At 60.8% G+C, this 16,923-nt stretch carries 15 protein-coding genes; 3 read left to right on the top strand and 12 right to left on the bottom strand.

Going from position 1 to position 16,923, the window contains the following annotated elements:
- The first annotated feature begins 133 nt into the window (after positions 1-133).
- Positions 134-439, top strand: coding sequence for a hypothetical protein (locus ACNOHI_RS12985; RefSeq protein ID WP_420475092.1), 306 nt, complete (start codon positions 134-136; stop codon positions 437-439).
- A gap of 4 nt (positions 440-443) precedes the next feature.
- Here ACNOHI_RS12985 and ACNOHI_RS12980 read toward each other — a convergent pair whose 3' ends face one another.
- The 11 genes from ACNOHI_RS12980 to dapC all read right to left on the bottom strand — a co-directional run bounded on the left by ACNOHI_RS12980 (position 444) and on the right by dapC (position 11,288).
- Positions 444-998, bottom strand: a complete 555-nt coding sequence (locus tag ACNOHI_RS12980) for a gamma carbonic anhydrase family protein (protein WP_420475091.1) — start codon at positions 996-998, stop codon at positions 444-446.
- A gap of 31 nt (positions 999-1,029) precedes the next feature.
- Positions 1,030-1,872: a Rossmann-like and DUF2520 domain-containing protein gene (locus tag ACNOHI_RS12975; protein WP_420475090.1), complete on the bottom strand. Its 843-nt coding sequence runs from the start codon at positions 1,870-1,872 to the stop codon at positions 1,030-1,032.
- A 19-nt stretch (positions 1,873-1,891) separates the two neighbouring features.
- Positions 1,892-2,455 (bottom strand): GNAT family N-acetyltransferase, encoded by a 564-nt coding sequence (locus tag ACNOHI_RS12970; RefSeq protein ID WP_420475089.1) that lies wholly within the window; start codon positions 2,453-2,455, stop codon positions 1,892-1,894.
- Positions 2,456-2,494: 39 nt separating this feature from the next.
- Positions 2,495-3,583: a CaiB/BaiF CoA transferase family protein gene (locus tag ACNOHI_RS12965; RefSeq protein ID WP_420475088.1), complete on the bottom strand. Its 1,089-nt coding sequence runs from the start codon at positions 3,581-3,583 to the stop codon at positions 2,495-2,497.
- Positions 3,584-3,610: 27 nt separating this feature from the next.
- On the bottom strand, positions 3,611-5,593 hold the full coding sequence (locus ACNOHI_RS12960; protein ID WP_420475087.1) for an ATP-binding cassette domain-containing protein: 1,983 nt from the start codon (positions 5,591-5,593) through the stop codon (positions 3,611-3,613).
- Positions 5,590-6,480, bottom strand: a complete 891-nt coding sequence (gene prmB, locus ACNOHI_RS12955) for a 50S ribosomal protein L3 N(5)-glutamine methyltransferase (protein ID WP_420475086.1) — start codon at positions 6,478-6,480, stop codon at positions 5,590-5,592. The genes ACNOHI_RS12960 and prmB overlap by 4 nt, the downstream gene beginning before the upstream one ends.
- Before the next feature lie 67 nt (positions 6,481-6,547).
- The gene (gene dapE / locus ACNOHI_RS12950; protein WP_420475085.1) at positions 6,548-7,675 is read right to left on the bottom strand and encodes a succinyl-diaminopimelate desuccinylase; all 1,128 of its coding nucleotides are present in this window, start codon (positions 7,673-7,675) and stop codon (positions 6,548-6,550) included.
- 3 nt (positions 7,676-7,678) lie between these two features.
- A complete protein-coding gene (locus ACNOHI_RS12945; RefSeq protein ID WP_420475084.1) occupies positions 7,679-8,032 on the bottom strand; it encodes an ArsC family reductase in 354 nt (117 codons plus the stop codon).
- A gap of 3 nt (positions 8,033-8,035) precedes the next feature.
- Positions 8,036-9,169, bottom strand: coding sequence for a PilT/PilU family type 4a pilus ATPase (locus ACNOHI_RS12940; protein WP_420475083.1), 1,134 nt, complete (start codon positions 9,167-9,169; stop codon positions 8,036-8,038).
- Positions 9,170-9,229: 60 nt separating this feature from the next.
- Positions 9,230-10,057, bottom strand: a complete 828-nt coding sequence (dapD, locus tag ACNOHI_RS12935) for a 2,3,4,5-tetrahydropyridine-2,6-dicarboxylate N-succinyltransferase (RefSeq protein WP_420475082.1) — start codon at positions 10,055-10,057, stop codon at positions 9,230-9,232.
- A 25-nt stretch (positions 10,058-10,082) separates the two neighbouring features.
- Positions 10,083-11,288 carry a succinyldiaminopimelate transaminase gene (gene dapC / locus ACNOHI_RS12930; RefSeq protein WP_420475081.1) on the bottom strand — a complete coding sequence of 402 codons (1,206 nt, stop codon included), beginning with the start codon at positions 11,286-11,288 and terminating at the stop codon, positions 10,083-10,085.
- 192 nt (positions 11,289-11,480) lie between these two features.
- On the opposite strand from dapC, the gene smc reads away from it, so the two are divergent.
- A complete protein-coding gene (smc, locus tag ACNOHI_RS12925) occupies positions 11,481-15,011 on the top strand; it encodes a chromosome segregation protein SMC (RefSeq protein ID WP_420475080.1) in 3,531 nt (1,176 codons plus the stop codon).
- Positions 15,012-15,062: 51 nt separating this feature from the next.
- Here the strand turns inward: smc and ACNOHI_RS12920 are convergent, their stop codons facing one another.
- Entirely contained in the window at positions 15,063-15,413 is a 351-nt protein-coding gene (locus tag ACNOHI_RS12920; RefSeq protein WP_420475079.1) for a hypothetical protein, read from the bottom strand.
- A 437-nt stretch (positions 15,414-15,850) separates the two neighbouring features.
- On the opposite strand from ACNOHI_RS12920, the gene ACNOHI_RS12915 reads away from it, so the two are divergent.
- Positions 15,851-16,921 (top strand): cell division protein ZipA C-terminal FtsZ-binding domain-containing protein, encoded by a 1,071-nt coding sequence (locus ACNOHI_RS12915; RefSeq protein ID WP_420475078.1) that lies wholly within the window; start codon positions 15,851-15,853, stop codon positions 16,919-16,921.
- The last annotated feature ends 2 nt before the right edge of the window (positions 16,922-16,923 follow it).

The following is a 16,923-nucleotide window of genomic DNA, read 5'->3' as shown; positions in this document are numbered from 1 at the left end:
AGCCTTTTGCTGTCAATGCAGTCTAACGCAAGACCGCGACCCGGACGGCAATCATGATAAGGCGAAGTGGTTTTACAAAATGCGATTCCATCGATTCGGTTTCTTTCTACTTTTGGTATTCGGTGCGGCGAGCGTGTTCGCCGACCCGGGCTACGGCCGCCGTGAAGCGAGGGATGCCGTGCGCGCCTACCATATCCAGAGCGTGACCCTCGATCGCAATGTGCCGCGTGAACCGGTCCAGAACATCCCGCCGGAGCGCCGGCGGGATGGGGCAATCGTGCCGGAAAGCAGCGGATACGGCTCGTCAGGCGAGGCGCAATCCAACAGCCAGCAGGCGGAAAACATGCGCCGACAGGGGCGCATGACTCCGGAAGAGCGGCGCGCCCTGCGCCGCCAGATTGACGAAGCCGGTCACGACATCTACTCGCCGAAACGGTGAGTCCTCATCCTGCCTCGGGTACGTCCCGGGCTTCTTCCATATAGTTGTTCTTTACGCGCACATAGTGCTCGGCAGAGTAGCGCAGGTAGGCGATTTCTTCCGAAGTCAGCGGCCGGACCGCCTGGACGGGGCGGCCGACGTACAGCATCCCGCTTTCCAGCACCTTGCCCGGCGGGACCAGGCTGCCTGCGCCGATCATCACCCGGTCCGGGATCACTGCATCGTCCATAACAATCGTGCCCATGCCTACGAGGCATTCATTGCCGATTTTGCAGCCATGCAGGATGACCGAATGGCCGATCGTCACATAGTCGCCGATGACGAGCGGCGAGCCCTCCGGTTTAGCCGGCGTCTTATGCGACACATGGCACATCGTGAGGTCCTGCACGTTACTGCAGCGGCCGATGCGGACGCGGTTGACGTCGCCGCGTACGACGGCATTGCACCAGACCGAACTGTCCTCACCAAGGATGACATCGCCAATGACCTGCGCGGAGGCGTGGACATACACACGATCCCCGGCGACGGGGAAATTGCCGAGGTAGGAAGAAAGAGGCATGGTGGATCTCTTGTTTGTCAATGGTGAGGTATCAGTCGGACTTGCTGTGCTTGCGCCTGCGTGCGGCGATGCCCGCGGCAAACTTGCCGAGGCGCTTGTACAGCGCGCCGGCACGCTTGTCCCAGGAGCTCACCGCGCGGTATTGCCTGAGCACGGTCGCGACGTCACCGCGCGCGATGGGGCCGGTAAGCGCGTCCGTCGTGCCTAGGCGGAAGACGTTATCGACCGTTCCGCGAACCAGCGGTTCCATCAGCTTGAGTGCTTCCTCACGCGGAACGCCAGCCTTCGCGTAGGCCTCCACGGCCACGTCGAGCAGCGCGACGAGATAGTTCGAAGAGAACACTGCGGCGGCATGATAGACGCTTTTGTATTCGGGATTGATCCGGACGAGTTGCGCGCCGATTGCCGAGAATGCCGCGGAAAGCGATTCGACTGCAGGCAGGTCGCCTTCGATGCCGCACCAGGTTCCGGGAAAGCTGGCCGCCACGCTCTCCGGCCCTGCAAAGCTGCGAATCGGATGCACGCTTGCCACCGATGCGCCGTACGATCTCGTCTTGGCGAGGATGTGGGAGGGCAGGGCGCCGCTGCAATGGAATACCGTGGCGGCAGGACGGAGGGTGCCGGAACGTATCAGGCTGTCACACGCAGCTTCGATCCGGTCGTCCGGCGTTCCGATCAGGAGGGCGTCCGCTGGTCGCAGTTCCGCCCAATCGCCAACGGGACGCCCCATGCCGATGAAATCGACCGCAGCGGTGGCACTACCCAGGGAACGGTTCAGGACGTCCTGAATGAGGAACACACCACTTTGCGCCCACAGGCGTCCCAGCACCTTCCCGACATTGCCGCATCCGATGATGTTGAGAGTCGCAACCAAAGGGAAGCCTTTTCGATGTTTATCCGCGTCGGCGCAACGAGCGCCAGTCGGGTTCCAGCAGGGAGTAGCAATTGAGGTCGTGGAATCGTCCGTCCCAATGCGCCTGTTCGCGGTGGACGCCTTCGAACCGGAAGCCAAGGCGGGTCGCGAGCCCGATTGAAGCCCGGTTGTCGGGATGCGTTTCCGCTTGCACACGGTGCAGGGACATGACGTCGAACCCGTAGTCGAGGATGGCGCTCACGGCCTCGCGCATGTAGCCTTGACGCTGGTGCGCTCGCTCGATCTCATAGCCGATCACGCAGTTGCGCCAGCTCTTGTTCCATCGGAACAATCCGCAGGTGCCGATCACCTGCCTGTCCTGCTTGCGCTCCAGCGCCCAACGAAAACCGGTGCCTGCGACAAACCATCCTGCAAAAAGTGCGGCCAGGTGCTCGGCCTCGGCGAGGCTTGTGATCGGATCCACGCCATACCATTGCATCCATTCCGCATCCGAATGGATGGAAAACAGTGCCGGTGCATCCGACGGCACAATCTGGCGGAGATTCAGCCGGCGGGTATGGAGATGAGGGAACGCGTGTGGCATGTCTATTGGATTTCCGGGCCTGCTCGGGAGGGCAAGCGCCTACCCGTGGAATCTTACCGCAGGACCAGTCGACCAGTATTCGCCTTCGCTCGGGTGTTCCTTGCGTGCCACCATGCCGCGCGCCTGGAAGAGCGGGTGCGCGACCGCTTCATCCGCGCGCAGGATAGGCGTCACGCAGCAGTCGGCTCTGGCGAACCTGTCTGTCCATGCCGCGAGCGTTTGCTTGGCGAAGATTGCATCGAGCTCAGCCTTCACTGCCATCGCGTCTGCGCCGCCGACTTCCTGCCCCAGGCTCCAGTGACGCACTTTCAGGTCTGGGCGTTCGAGGACATCGCAGCAGCTTTCCCAGAATTTCAGCTCCAGCGCACCCACGGCCATGAAGCGTGCGTCGGCAGTGCGATAGACGTTGTAGCAGGGAACACCGCCGGTGAGCAGGTCGCGGCCAGGTTGCGCCGAACGGCCGAAGTTGTTGACGGCGACAAGCGGCATGATGTTGTGCGCGAATACCGCATCGGTCATGGAAACGTCGACAAGGCGGCCCTTGCCGCCAGCCTTTGCGCCGACCAGGGCAGCCAGGATGCCTTGCACCGCCGCCTGCGCGCCGCCAAGCAGGTCGCCGACCTGGAGGTTGGGCAGGGCCGGGATGCCATCCGGCCCGACGTTCTGTTCCAGCATACCGGCGATGCCGATGTAATTGATGTCATGCCCGGCCAGCTGCGCGAACGGACCGTCCTTGCCATAGCCCGAAATCGCGCACATCACGAGACGCGGATTGCGATTGCGAAGCGTTTCCCAGCCGACGCCAAGCTTGTCCATGACGCCCGGACGAAAACTTTCGACGACGACGTCGGCCGTTTCCACCATCTTGAGGAAGGTTTCGCGCTGAACGGCGTCCTTCAAGTCGAGGCGCATGCCCTGCTTGCCGCGATTCACGGCGACAAAGAACTGCGACACTTCCTTGCGGACATGGCCCATGGTGCGGGCGTAGTCGCCGAGGCCGGGATCTTCGATCTTGATGACCTCCGCACCCATATCGGCCAGGTGCATGGTGGCGACCGGTCCGGGCAACAGCCTGGTGAGGTCCAGAACACGAATACCCTGCAAGGGACGGTCGACAGCGTCGTTCATGCGTTTCCTCCTGTTTGTTGCTTTCTGTCAGGCTGACAGTTTTTCCAGTGCGTCCTGTTGCTCCAGCCACTCGGTTTCGAGTTGTTCCAGTTCCTTGGCGATGTAGGCTTGATCGAGGATCAGCGCCTTGAGCTCTTCCTTGTTGGCGTCGTCGTATATGGACGGGTCCGCAAGGCGCGCATCGACATCCCCCTTGCGCACGTTCAGCTTCGTCATTTGTTCGTCGAGGCGCTTGATCCGGGACTCGATGGGCTTGCGCAGGGCGGACAGGCGCTGGCGCTCTTCCGCCTCCAGCCTGCGGCGTTCCTGGCGGTCTTCGCGCGACTCCGATGCGGCGGCCGTGCTCTGCTGGGCGGACGGCTTCTCCGAGGAAGTTGCCGGCGCGTCGCCTTTGCCGAGTTTTGTCTTGAACAGCCAGTCGCGGTAGTCATCGAGGTCGCCGTCGAAAGCCTGAAGCTTGCCGTCTGCCACGATCATGAACTGGTCGGTCGTGGCGCGCAGCAGGTGACGGTCGTGGGACACGAGTACAAGCGTGCCTTCGAATTGCGCCAGCGCCATGGTGAGCGCTTCCCGCGTTTCGAGATCGAGGTGGTTGGTCGGTTCGTCGAGGAGCAGGAGGTTCGGACGTTGCCAGACGATCAGCGCCAGCGCGAGCCGCGCCTTTTCACCACCGGAAAACGGTGCGATCTTGCTGGAGACCATGTCGCCGCCGAAATTGAAGCCGCCGAGGAAGTTGCGCAACTCCTGCTCGCGCGTCGTCGGTGCGATGCGCGATAAATGCCACAGCGGCGATTCGTCATGCCGCAGCATTTCCACCTGGTGCTGCGCAAAATAGCCGATCGAGAGTCCCTTGCCGAGCCGCATGTCGCCGCTCAGCGCCTGGATTTCACCGGCGATGGTCTTGACGAGGGTCGATTTACCGGCGCCGTTGACGCCCAGCAGGCCGATACGTTGGCCGGTCTGAAGCGAAAAATCGATCCGCGAGACGATCGGTTTGTCGGTGATTGCATGGGTGGTCGGGTCTTCCACGCGGTATCCCGCGGCCACCTCTTCCATCACCAGTAGCGGATTTGGCGCGCTGAGCGGCTCGCGGAACTCGAACGAGAATTCCGCAGCCGCGCGCAAGGGCGCGATTTCTTCCATCTTCGCCAGCATCTTCATGCGGCTCTGCGCCTGCCGTGCCTTGGTGGCCTTGGCCTTGAAGCGGTCGATGAAGGATTGCAGGTGCGCGCGTTGCCTTGCCTGCTTCTCGTAGGCCGCCTGGGTCAACGCGATCTGCGCCGCGCGCTGCGTCTCGAAGGACGAGTAATTACCGCCGTAGCGTTTCAGCTTCCTGTCATCGATATGCACGATCACGTTTACCACGCCGTCGAGAAAATCGCGGTCGTGCGAAATGATGATCAGCGTGCCCGGATAACGCTTGAGCCAGTCCTCGAGCCAGATGATGGCGTCGAGATCGAGGTGGTTGGTCGGTTCATCCAGCAGGAGCAGGTCGGAAGGGCACATCAGTGCCTGCGCGAGATTCAGGCGCATGCGCCAGCCGCCGGAAAAACTCGCCACCGGTCGCAGCATCTGGTCTTGCGAAAAGCCGAGGCCGGTCAGCAATTGCTCGGCGCGCGAGCGAACGGTGTAGGCGTCTGCATCGGCCAGCGCGGCGTGCAGTTCTGCGATGCGGGTGCCCTCGGCGTGGCAGCCCGACGTGCCTTCCAGTTGGGCCAGTTCCGTTTCGAGGCGGCGCAGATTGGCGTCGCCATCGATGGCGTATTCAATGGCGGGACGGTCGAGCGCCGGTGTTTCCTGTGCCACATATGCCATGCGCCACTTTGCGGGGAAATCGACTTCCCCGAGGTCGGCATGCAGTTCGCCGCGCAGCATGGCAAACAGGCTGGATTTGCCCGCGCCGTTCGCGCCGATGAGGCCGATCTTCTCGCCGGGGTTCAGCGTCAGGTCGACGCCTTCGAGCAGCGGCTTGATGCCTCTGGTCAGGCTGACTTGCTGGAAACGGATCATTGCGCGTTCAACTGGTCTGCGGTCAGCAGGAAAACGGCATCATCGCCTGCGGAGGTCGACAGCCAGGTCAGTTCGAGATCCGCAAAGGCGGCCTCGGCAAATTCCCTTTCGTTCCCGATTTCAACGACGAGTACACCGTTGGGTGTAAGGCGTTCGGCCGCTCCCGCGACGATCTTGCGGACGAGATCCATGCCGTCCTCTCCGCCAGCAAGCGCGATCTGCGGCTCGCGCAGGTACTCCTGCGGCAGCTTGCCCATTGAGGTGGCATTGACGTACGGCGGGTTCGTGACGATGAGGTCGTATTTCTTCTTGGGCACCTTGGCGTACAGGTCCGACTCGATCAGCGTGATGCGGTCGCCCAGTTCGTACTCGTCGACGTTGCGCTGGGCGACGGCGAGCGCGTCAGGGGAAATGTCGACGGCGTCTACCGATGCGTTCGGGAAGGCGTCGGCCAGCATGATGGGCAGGCAACCGGAGCCGGTGCATAGTTCGAGAACGTTTTCGACGGATTCCGGATCGACCACCCATGGCGAAAAATGGTCGGGGATCAGTTCTGCAATGAAGGAGCGCGGGACAATGACGCGTTCGTCGACATAGAAGCGATAGTCGCCCAGCCATGCCTCGTTCGTCAGGTAGGCGGCGGGGACGCGGTCTGTCGCGCGGCGCTCGATGACTTTCAACACAGCGGCCGTTTCATCCGGCAGCAGGCGCGCATCGTAGAACGGCTCCAGCTTGTCGAGCGGAAGCTGGAGGGTATGCAGGATCAGGTAGGCCGCCTCGTCGAAGGCGTTGCTGCTGCCATGGCCGAAAAACAGCTTGGCGGTATTGAACCGGGTGACCGCATAACGGAGCAGGTCGCGGACGGTAGTGAAATCGTTTGGAGTCATGAGGAGGTCCGTGTTCTGTGCGGCATTGGATGCCAAAGTCCTCTCCGGGAAGGAAAGGGGGAGTGTTTTACTGAAGGAGATTTTCCAGCGTGCGGCGATAGATGTTCTTCAAGGGATCAATGAAGCGCAATTCGATGTGCTCATCAATTTTGTGAATGCTGCCATTCGGCGGGCCGAACTCAATCACCTGCGGGCAAATCTGCGCGATGAAGCGTCCATCCGAAGTGCCGCCGGTGGTGGACAGATCGGCATCCAGCCCCGTCTCGGCCTTGATTGCCGCCGTAAGTGCGTCACTCAGCTTCCCGCGCGGCGTCAGGAAGGGGCGTCCGCCGATGGTCCATTTGATGTCGTACTCGAAGTCGTACTTGTTGAGGATCGCATGTACGCGCTTCTGCAGGCCGTCCACCGTGCTCGCCGTCGAAAAGCGGAAATTGAAATCGACGACGACCTCGCCGGGAATCACATTGGTCGCGCCAGTGCCCGCGTGGATGTTCGACATCTGCCAGGACGTGGGCAGGTAGTACTCGTTGCCGTCATCCCATTTCTCGGCAGCGAGTTCGGCCAGGGCCGGCGCGGCGAGATGAATCGGGTTCTTTGCCAGCTGCGGATAGGCGATGTGACCCTGCACCCCCTTGACGATCAGTTTGCCGGACATCGAACCGCGGCGGCCGTTCTTGATCACGTCGCCCAGTTGATCGGTCGAGGTCGGTTCGCCGACGATGCAATAGTCGAGTTGTTCGTTGCGCGCCCTGAGCATGTCGCACACGATGACGGTGCCATCCGTCGCCGGGCCTTCCTCGTCGCTGGTCAGCAGGAAGGCGATTGAACCAGGGTGGGCGGGATGCGCCGCGGTGAATTCTTCGACCGCGACGATCATTGCGGCGATGGAGGTTTTCATGTCCGCCGCACCGCGTCCGTAGAGCTTGCCGTCGCGCTGCGTTGGGGTGAACGGATCGGAGTGCCACTGGTCGAGCGGCCCGCTCGGAACGACGTCCGTATGGCCTGCAAAAACGACGAGAGGTTGCGCCGTGCCGCGACGCGCCCACAGGTTGGTGACACCACCGGATTCGATGGTTTCGCATTTGAAACCGAGCGGTTCCAGCAGGTCGATCAGGCAGCGCTGGCAACCCTTGTCGTCCGGCGTGACGGACGATAAGGCAATGAGCTCTTCGGTCAGCGCGAGTGTTTTACTCATGGATTACTTGTTGAAAATCTGTTGGTAGTTGGCGTCAGAGAAGCCAACGTACGTGGCACCATCGAAATCGAGGACAGGACGCTTGATGACCGACGGCGATTCCAGCATCAGCGACGCGGCGCTTGCCGCATCCGCTATCGCGGCCTTGCGCTCGTCAGGCAATGCGCGCCATGTCGTTCCCTTGCGGTTGACCAGCACGTCCCATGCCACCTGTTTCAGCCAGCCGTCCACATGCGCCGGGGTGAGCCCGGCCTTCTTGAAATCATGGAACACATAAGCGACGCCGTTCTGGTCCAACCAGGTCCTTGCCTTCTTGACCGTATCGCAATTGGGGATGCCGTAGAGAGTGACTGCCATGAATCAGACGTTCAGCGTGAATTCGGTAAAAGTGGGACCCTCGTCCTTCTTGGGCTCCGGTTCCGGCTCGGGCTTCTTGCCCTGCGAATTGTTGATCAGCCAGTAGAGGTTGGTCGCCGAGTCGGCGTTGGCCAGCGCCTCGTCCTGCGTGATCACGCCATCCTGGATGAGCTGCATCAGCGCCTGTTCGAAGGTCTGCGAACCAGGCGCCATGCTCTTCTCGAGCGCTTCCTTGATCTGGCTGATTTCGCCTTGCTCGATCAATTCGGCGACGTGGCGCGTGTTCAGCAGCACTTCGACTGCCGCTCGACGTCCGCCATCCTTGGCCTGCACGAGACGTTGCGAAATGATCGCCTTGACCGTGACCGAAAGATCGACGAGCAGGGAAGGGCGCGTCTCGAGCGGATAGAAGTTGATGATGCGCGTCAGGGCCTGGTAGCTATTGTTGGCATGCAGGGTCGCCACGACGAGGTGGCCGGACTGCGCGTAGGCCAGCGCATTGCCCATGGTTTCCTTGTCGCGGATCTCGCCGATGAGGATGCAATCGGGCGCCTGGCGCAACGCATTCTTCAATGCAATGTGCAGGCTGTCGGCGTCAGTGCCAATTTCGCGCTGGTTGACGATGGATTTCTTGTTCGAGAACAGGAATTCGATCGGGTCTTCCAGCGTCAGGATGTGGCCGGTCTTGCTCGCATTGCGATGATCGAGCATCGCGGCGATGGTCGTGGACTTCCCCGAGCCCGTGGAGCCCACGACGAGGATCAGGCCGCGCTTTTCCATGATGACTTCGGCCAGCACGGGCGGCACATTCAAGTCGGCAAGGCGCGGAATATCGCCTGGAATGAAACGAAACACCGCTGAAATGCTGCCCCGCTGGCGGAAGGCGGATAGACGGAAGCTGCCAACGCCCGGCACGGGAATACCCATGTTGAGCTCGTTATGGTCTTCCAGTTCCTGCATCTGCTTTGCGGAAGTGACTTCCGCCAACAGCGACTTGATGGTCGCGTTGTCCATTTTCTGCTGGTTGACGGGAAGCAGGTGTCCGTTGATCTTGATATGGATCGGCGAGTTCACGGTGATGAACAGGTCCGATGCCTTCTTGTCCTTCATCAGCTGGAACAGACGGTCCATTGCCATGATGCTCTCCTAGGTAGCCGGATGAAAAAGGCCGCCGGACGGCGGCCTGGCTTCACACGATCAGGCGTCGCGCAGCAGCTCGTTGATGCCCGTCTTGGCGCGGGTCTTGGCATCCACGCGCTTGACGATGACGGCGCAGTACAGGCTGTACTTGCCGTCGGCGGAGGGCAGGTTGCCCGAGACGACGACAGAACCGGCGGGAACGCGGCCGTAAGTTACTTCGCCGGTGGCGCGGTCGTAAATCTTCGTCGACTGGCCGATGTACACGCCCATCGAAATCACGGAGTTCTCTTCGACGATCACGCCTTCGACGATCTCCGAGCGTGCGCCGATGAAGCAGTTGTCTTCAATGATGGTGGGGTTGGCCTGCATCGGCTCCAGCACGCCGCCGATGCCGACGCCGCCGGACAGGTGGACGTTCTTGCCGATCTGCGCGCAGGAACCGACGGTGGCCCAGGTGTCGACCATCGCGCCTTCATCGACATAGGCACCGATGTTGACGTAGGACGGCATCAGCACCACGTTCTTGCCGATGAAGCTGCCGCGGCGGGCAACGGCCGGCGGCACTACGCGGAAGCCGCCCTTGGCGAAATCCTCGGCGGTGTAATTGGCGAACTTGGTCGGGACCTTGTCATAGAACTGCATGCTGCCGCCAGCCGGCATCGGCACGTTGTCTTCCAGGCGGAAGGACAGGAGCACCGCCTTCTTGATCCACTGGTTCACCACCCAGCTGCCGCTGTCCTTCTGCGCCACGCGCAGCGTACCCTGGTTGAGCTGCTCCAGGACGTGGGCGACGGCGTCGCGCACTTCCGCCGGGGCGGACTTCGGAGAAAAATTGGCGCGGTCTTCCCAGGCCTGGTCAATGATCTGCTGGAGTTGTTGGGTCATTTGCTTTGCTTCTCAAGTTGATGGATCAGGATAATTTCTTGGTGAATTCGACGATGCGCTGCGCCGCTTCGAGGCATTCCTCCACCTCGGCCACCAGCGCCATGCGGATGCGGTTCTGTCCCGGGTTGATACCGTGCGCTTCGCGGGCCAGATAACTTCCAGGCAACACCGTCACATTATATTCGGCGTACAGGCGCTTCGCGAACTCGGTGTCGGACATGCCGCTGTAGCGGTCGACCTTCGCCCAGAGGTAGAAACTGGCGTCGGGAAGGCGCACGTCCAGCACTTCTTCCAGCAAGGGCGTGACCTGGTTGAATTTCGCGATGTACTTCGCGCGGTTCTCCTCGACATGCTGTTCGTCATTCCAGGCGGCGACCGATGCGGCCTGCACGGATGGACTCATCGCACTGCCGTGGTAGGTGCGGTAGAGCAGGTATTTCTTCAGGATCTCGGCATCGCCCGCGACAAAGCCGGAGCGCATGCCGGGGACATTCGACCGCTTGGACAGGCTTGAGAAAGACACCAGGCGCGGATATCCGGTGCGTCCCAGCATATGCGCCGCTTCCATGCCGCCAAGCGGCGCTTCGGACTTGAAGAAGATCTCCGAGTAGCACTCGTCCGATGCAATGACAAAGCCGTACTTGTCGGACAGGTCGAACAGTTCCTTCCAGTCGTCCAGGTTAAGGACGGCGCCAGTGGGGTTGCCGGGTGAGCAGATGTAAAGCAGCTGGACCCGCGGCCAGATGTCGGCGGGCACGCTCTTGAAATCCGGCGCAAAATTGCGTGCCGGATCGGAATTCACGAAATAGGGCTGCGCCCCGGACAGGTAGGCCGCCCCCTCGTAGATCTGGTAGAACGGATTCGGGCACATGACGAGCGCGTCGCCCCTGGTCGGGTCAATCACCGTTTGCGCGAGGGCAAACAACGCCTCGCGCGACCCGTTCACCGGAAGGATCTGCGTCGCTGCATCGATTTTTGGCAAGCGATAGCGTCGTTCGAGCCAACCCGCGATGGCCCCGCGCAATGCCTCCGAACCGGCCGTTGTCGGATAGCTTGCCAAACCGGCAAGATTGTCGCTCAACGCGCTCTTGATCAGCGCTGGTGTCGGATGCTTTGGCTCGCCGATGCCCAGGCTGATCGGGGCATAGGCGGCGTTCGGCTTCACGCCTGCGAGCAGTTGCTTCAGCTTTTCGAAGGGGTAGGGTTGTAATTTGTTTAACAGCGGATTCACGGGGGAGGGCTCGGCTGGAAGAGGTGGGATGCAAAAAGACCAAAGGCGGCATTATACCGTCGGCGCCCCGCCTGCGCCGGAGGGATTTCCCTAGGTAAAAGTGATGATCCAAGGATGTGAAATGTTATGATAGGCCCCTTTGTCGAGGCGGCATCAGGCGCCCGCTCCAACTAGTCAAGAACAGTCGATAAAGTGCGTCTAAATTCCATTAAATTATCCGGATTCAAGTCCTTCGTCGACCCGACCAACTTCCAGGTGCCCGGACAGCTGGTCGGCGTGGTGGGCCCGAATGGTTGCGGCAAGTCCAACATCATGGATGCGGTTCGCTGGGTGCTGGGCGAATCCAAGGCGTCCGAGTTGCGCGGCGAGTCCATGCAGGACGTCATCTTCAACGGCTCGACCAGCCGCAAGCCTGCCGGGCGCGCTTCCGTCGAACTCGTCTTCGACAACAGCGACGGCCGCGCTGCCGGCCAATGGAGCCAGTACGCCGAGATCGCCGTGAAGCGCACGCTCACCCGCGATGGTACCTCGACCTACTACATCAACAACCAGGCCGTGCGTCGCCGCGATATCCAGGACATCTTCCTCGGTACCGGCCTCGGGCCGCGTGCTTATGCGATCATCGGTCAGGGCATGATTTCGCGCATCATCGAAGCGCGCCCGGAAGACCTGCGCATCTTCCTCGAGGAGGCGGCCGGTGTTTCCAAGTACAAGGAGCGCCGCCGGGAAACCGAAAACCGCCTGCACGATACCCGCGAGAACCTGACGCGCGTCGAGGATATCCTCCGCGAACTCGGGACCAACCTCGAAAAGCTGGAAGCGCAGGCAGCGGTCGCGCAAAAGTTCCGCGAGCTGCAGGCGGATCAGGCCGAGAAGCAGAAGCTGCTCTGGCTGCTGCGCAAGAACGAAGCCAAATCGGAGCAGGAAAAATACTTCCGCGACATCGAACGCGCGCAGACCGAACTCGAAGAGCAGACCGCCAAATTACGCCATGTCGAAACGGAACTGGAGCACATGCGCCAAGCGCACTATGCCGCCGGCGATCGCATGCATACCGCGCAGGGCCACCTCTACCAGACCAATTCGGAAATCGGCAGCCTTGAAGCGCAGATCAAGTTCGTGATCGAGTCGCGCAACCGCCTGCAAACCCAGCTGAATTCCCTGACAGCACAGCGCGACCAGTGGCAGCGCCAAGGGCAACAACAGCAGGAGGAACTCGAGGAAGCCGAAATGCATCTCGAGGAACATGGCTTGCGGGTCGAACAGGCGCAACAGGCCGCGCAGACGCAACACGACAACCTGCCGGCGCTTGAGCAGGCGTGGCGCGAAGCGCAACTGGCGACGACCGAGTCGCGCGGCAAGATCATGCAGGTCCAACAGCAGATCGAGCTTGAGTCCGCGCATCAGCGCAACGCGTCGAACATCCTCGCCAATCTCGCTTCCCGCAAGGAACGCCTGCAGCAGGAAAAGAACGGCATGGCCATGCCCGACACGGCGCACCTGAGCAACCTGAAGATGCAGCTTGAAGAGAAGCAAGCCACATTGGAAGAGGCCAGGGAGCAGCTCGAGTCGGCGCAGGAACAGCAGCCGCAGCTCGAAGAAGAGCGCCGCGCGGCACAGCACCAGCTCAATACCGAGACTGCGAACAACGCACAGCTCGAAGCACGTCTTGCCGCGCTGAAGCAGCTGCAGGAAAACGTGCAGACGCAGGGCAAGGTCCAGCCCTGGCTGAAGAAGCATGAACTCGGCGAGCTGCCGCGCCTCTGGCAAAAACTGCATATCGACCAGGGCTGGGAAACCGCCCTGGAATCCGTCCTGCGTGAACGCACTTCCGCTCTGGAAATGTCGAACCTCGACTGGGCGAAGGCTTTCTTCAACGATGCACCTCCGGCCAAGCTGGCACTGTTCACGCCGAATGCTACCAGCGTCGGCGCAGCGGTCGAAGCGCCCGCTGGATTGAAGCCATTCATCAACCTGCTGCAATTGAACGATCCGGGCTTGCGTGCGTTGATGGAGGATTGGCTGCACAACGTCTTCATTGCCGACGACACGAACTTAGCCTTCGTTGACCGTGCGAAGCTGCCGATAGGCGGCTACTTCGTGACGAAGCAGGGTCATGTCATCGGCAAGACCAGCGTGCGCTTCTATGCCTCCGATTCCGAACAGGACGGCATGCTCGCACGGCAGCAGGAAATCGATAACATCACCAAGCAATTGCGTGCGCAGCAGATGCTTGCCGATGAGGCAAAATCGCGCGCCGTGCGCGCCGAATCCGCACTCACGCAAGCGACGCAGCGCCTCGGCGAATTGCGCCAGCGCGTTAGCCAGCTGACGCAGACCGTGCACAGCCTCCAGCTCGAAGTGATGAAGCTCTCCGAGGTACAGGACCGTTTCAACCAGCGCAGTACGCAGATCGAATCCGACCTCGCGGAAATCACGGCGCAGGAGTCGGAACAGCAACAGGCCAAGGCTGAGTCGGAAGAGAAGTTCGAACAGCTCGACATCGAACTTGCCGAACTGCAGGAAAAGCACGAGACTGGTCAGACGGCTTATCTAGCCAAGGAACAGCAGCTCAACGATGCCCGCCTGCGCCTGCGTGAACTTGAACGCGCTGCGCAGGAAGCCGAGTTCGCCGAAAAGGCACACCGCAACAAGATCGAAGAGCTGAAGCGCAGTATCGCCACGGCGCTGGAGCAGTCCGCCCGCTTGTTCGCCAGCATGCAGCAGGGGAGTCTCGAGCTCGAGACCCTCGACGACCAGGCTGCGCAGGCAGGCCTGCAAGACCTGCTTGAAAAGCGCAGCGACCAGGAACGTGCGCTCGCGGATGCGCGCCACGAGCTCGACCAGTTGACCCAGCAGTTGCGTCATTCCGAGGAGTCGCGCCTGCAGGCCGAGCGCAGTCTCCAGCCGCAGCGCGACAAGATCATGGAGTTGCAGCTGAAGGAACAGGCCGCGCGCCTGAACCAGGAGCAGTATGCGCAGCACCTTATCGAAGCGCAGGCCGACGAAGCGGCACTGGCCGAAAAGCTGAACCCCGATCTTCGGCCGTCCTATCTGCAAGGCGAAGTCACACGCCTGACCAATGCCATCGCGGCACTCGGTGCGGTGAACCTGGCAGCACTCGATGAGCTTGCGGAAGCATCGGAGCGCAAGAAATTCCTCGACTCCCAGCACGCCGACCTGACGGAAGCCATCACGACGCTGGAAGACGCGATCAACAAGATCGACAAGGAAACACGCGAACTGCTGCAGGACACCTTCGACAAGGTGAACAAACATTTCGGCGAACTGTTCCCGGTCCTGTTTGGCGGCGGCCAGGCGAAGCTCATCATGACGGGCGAGGAAATTCTCGACTCAGGCGTGCAGGTGATGGCGCAGCCGCCCGGCAAGAAGAATGCGACGATTCACCTGTTGTCCGGCGGCGAGAAAGCGCTGACCGCGACTGCGCTGGTGTTCTCGATGTTCCAGCTCAACCCTGCACCATTCTGCCTGCTGGACGAGGTGGATGCACCGCTGGACGATGCCAACACCGAGCGCTTCTGCAATATGGTCAAACGCATGTCCTCGCAAACACAGTTCCTCTTCATTTCGCACAACAAGATCGCCATGGAAATGGCCCAGCAGCTGATCGGTGTCACGATGCAGGAGCAGGGCGTATCCCGGATTGTCGCGGTGGATATGGAAGCGGCTGCGAATTTTGCGGCGGAAGCGCAGGCGGCCTGATGTGGGAAGCGCTTGCGAGCCGCAGCAAGGGCACGCAAGCGTTGACGCGGACTAGTTGCGGGCGGAGCGCGCCAGTGCAGCACGTTTTTGGTAGTAGGCGACGTTCATCTGGGCTTCACGTGCACGCTGCTGCTCCACATCGGCGCAAATCAGGTAATGCTGCTCGGCGCGTTGCAACCACCAGCGCTGGATCGATCGCACGATCGGGCTGATCGACATCATCGCGAGTTGCTGAAATTTGAATTCTTTCGAACGGGAAATGTCGAAACCTGAGCTGGTGGAACGCATGTTCATTCCTGCTGTGTTGACTGCCTGACGCGGGGTGGTATTTGGGCGCGCGTGGGCTTCTTCGCTGGCATAGGCACGAGCCATGCTCGCGCTTGTTCCATATTGAGATTCCATGCAATCCTCCAGATAAGAAAGGAATTTTCTGGCGTTTCGGCAAAGAGGCCGAAACCTGGTTCAGCAATGACAGTGCGCGCTTTGCTACTGGAAAAATGTCGCTGCGGAATAGTTGTTATTCTATTGTTCACGTCATTCCGCCTGTATTGACGAACGTCAACGGGCCGGAACCAATGTTTCGGCAAGGATCAATTCCCGGTGAACATTATTAATTGGACCACCAGCATGACAACGCGTCGAGCCGGCCTGTCTTGCTTGACAACTTTATTGACCGACACTACTCTCAGCCGGGTACCGGCGAGGGTGGTTTCCTCGTCCCCAAGCCAGTATTCGCGCGCTTCGCGCATGCTCGGCATCTACCTGGAATCACAAATGACGCGAACACAGATTTCCGGATGGCATGACTTCCATCCCTTTTCGAACGAGGTACGTGCGGCATGACGGAACTTCAAATGAGCCTCATGGCCATCGGCGGCACGATCGTCGTCGGCGTAATCAGCTATAACAAGTGGCAGGAGTACAAGGCGCGCAAAAGTGTTCAGCGCGCTTTTTCATCGGAGCACGACGATGTGCTCATGAACCCTTCTGACGTTCCATCCGCTGCAAGGCAGGAGCCGACACTGGCGCCCGGCGTGGAAACAGCATCGCCGGAAGCCGATTCCGCCGCGGCTTCGACGGAAGAGCAGATCGAGAAACTGGTCGAGGTTTCGCAGAAGGAACTACCGATCGACGATCTGATCGACTGCTCGATCTCGCTCACGCTGCAGGCACCAGTGCGCGGAGACAAGGTCATGCAAAAGTTGCAGACCCTGCGCCACGTCGGGAACAAACCGGTTCACTTCATCGGTCAGCGCGAGGACAGCAGCTGGGAGCCTGTCGCCCATGGCGGCCAGTACTACGGGCTCTTCGCAGGCGTGCAGCTTGCAAATCGCAGTGGCGCGTTGAATGAGATCGAATACTCCGAGGTCATTACGCGCTTGCGTCAGCTGGCAGACGAGATGGACGCCGACCTCGACGTTCCGGACATGGCGCATGTCATGGCGCGCGCGCGTTCCTTGCACCAGTTCGTTGCCGAATATGACGCGCAGCTGAGTGTGAATGTGCAATCGAAAGGTGCGCCCTGGGCCATCAACACTCTGCTTGCGGCACTCGAACGCCAGGGTTTTGACCTCCGACCCGACGGCCGTCTTGTGATGCCTGATGGTGAAGGTGGAATTCTTTTCTCCCTGTCCACCAATGTGTCGCTTGCGGCCGAAACGACCTCCCGCTTGACGCTGCTGCTCGATGTGCCTCGCGTTGCGCCGCAGCGTGATGGTTTCGGTGCGATGACGGCATGTGCACGCATGCTTGCCTCTCGCCTGGATGGTGTGGTGGTCGATGACGGCAATCAGCCACTGGCGGAACCTGCATTGGCCGAAATTGCCGAACAAGTAGACGCCTTCTACAAGCACATGGAGTCCGCGAATATCCCGGCAGGATCTACACGCGCACTGCGCCTGTTCAGCTGACC

Origin of the sequence: Noviherbaspirillum sp. ST9 (assembly GCF_048799745.1) — a bacterium.
In the GTDB taxonomy this organism is placed as follows: Bacteria; Pseudomonadota; Gammaproteobacteria; order Burkholderiales; family Burkholderiaceae_D; genus Noviherbaspirillum.
The sequence above is the reverse complement of the archived record's forward strand: the minus strand, read 5'-3'. Positions and strand labels throughout refer to the sequence as shown.

Coding starts and splice junctions, on each gene's coding strand:
- ACNOHI_RS12945 (WP_420475084.1), bottom strand. CDS start 8,032: ATGGCAGTCACTCTCTACGGCATCCCCAATTGCGATACGGTCAAGAAG.
- dapE (WP_420475085.1), bottom strand. CDS start 7,675: ATGAGTAAAACACTCGCGCTGACCGAAGAGCTCATTGCCTTATCGTCC.
- ACNOHI_RS12965 (WP_420475088.1), bottom strand. CDS start 3,583: ATGAACGACGCTGTCGACCGTCCCTTGCAGGGTATTCGTGTTCTGGAC.
- ACNOHI_RS12920 (WP_420475079.1), bottom strand. CDS start 15,413: ATGGAATCTCAATATGGAACAAGCGCGAGCATGGCTCGTGCCTATGCC.
- dapD (WP_420475082.1), bottom strand. CDS start 10,057: ATGACCCAACAACTCCAGCAGATCATTGACCAGGCCTGGGAAGACCGC.
- ACNOHI_RS12960 (WP_420475087.1), bottom strand. CDS start 5,593: ATGATCCGTTTCCAGCAAGTCAGCCTGACCAGAGGCATCAAGCCGCTG.
- prmB (WP_420475086.1), bottom strand. CDS start 6,480: ATGACTCCAAACGATTTCACTACCGTCCGCGACCTGCTCCGTTATGCG.
- ACNOHI_RS12915 (WP_420475078.1), top strand. CDS start 15,851: ATGACGGAACTTCAAATGAGCCTCATGGCCATCGGCGGCACGATCGTC.
- ACNOHI_RS12980 (WP_420475091.1), bottom strand. CDS start 998: ATGCCTCTTTCTTCCTACCTCGGCAATTTCCCCGTCGCCGGGGATCGT.
- ACNOHI_RS12970 (WP_420475089.1), bottom strand. CDS start 2,455: ATGCCACACGCGTTCCCTCATCTCCATACCCGCCGGCTGAATCTCCGC.
- ACNOHI_RS12940 (WP_420475083.1), bottom strand. CDS start 9,169: ATGGCAATGGACCGTCTGTTCCAGCTGATGAAGGACAAGAAGGCATCG.